The organism is Kytococcus schroeteri (assembly GCF_002847825.1).
Lineage (GTDB): Bacteria > Actinomycetota > Actinomycetes > Actinomycetales > Dermatophilaceae > Kytococcus > Kytococcus schroeteri.
In genome coordinates, this window is record NZ_PKIZ01000132.1 from 1 (window position 1) to 319 (window position 319).

Annotated in this window: 1 protein-coding gene; it reads right to left on the bottom strand. The window is 63.3% G+C overall.

Annotated features, from left to right (window positions below; all coding sequences use genetic code 11):
- Window positions 1–319: AMP-binding enzyme (locus CYJ76_RS11855; protein ID WP_144043116.1), on the bottom strand; the 319-nt coding region annotated here is incomplete at both ends.

Here is a 319-nt window from a genome sequence, read left to right on the forward strand (position 1 = left end):
CTGCGCTCACGGCCGGGTCGTTCGGGTCCACTCCCTGCTGCAGCACCAGGAATGCACGCGGCAGCTCTTCGCCGTCCGATTCGCGCAGGTAACCGACCACGGCTGCGTCGGCAATGGCCTCGTGGGTCATCAGCAGCGCTTCCAACTCGGCCGGGGCAACCTGGTAGCCCTTGTATTTGATCAGTTCCTTCATGCGGTCGACCACGTAGGCGTTGCCCAGATGGTCTAGGTTCGCGATGTCGCCGGTGCGCAGCCATCCGTCAGGGGTGATGGTGTTGGCGGTGGCTTCCTCGTTGTTGAGGTAACCGAGCATCACCTG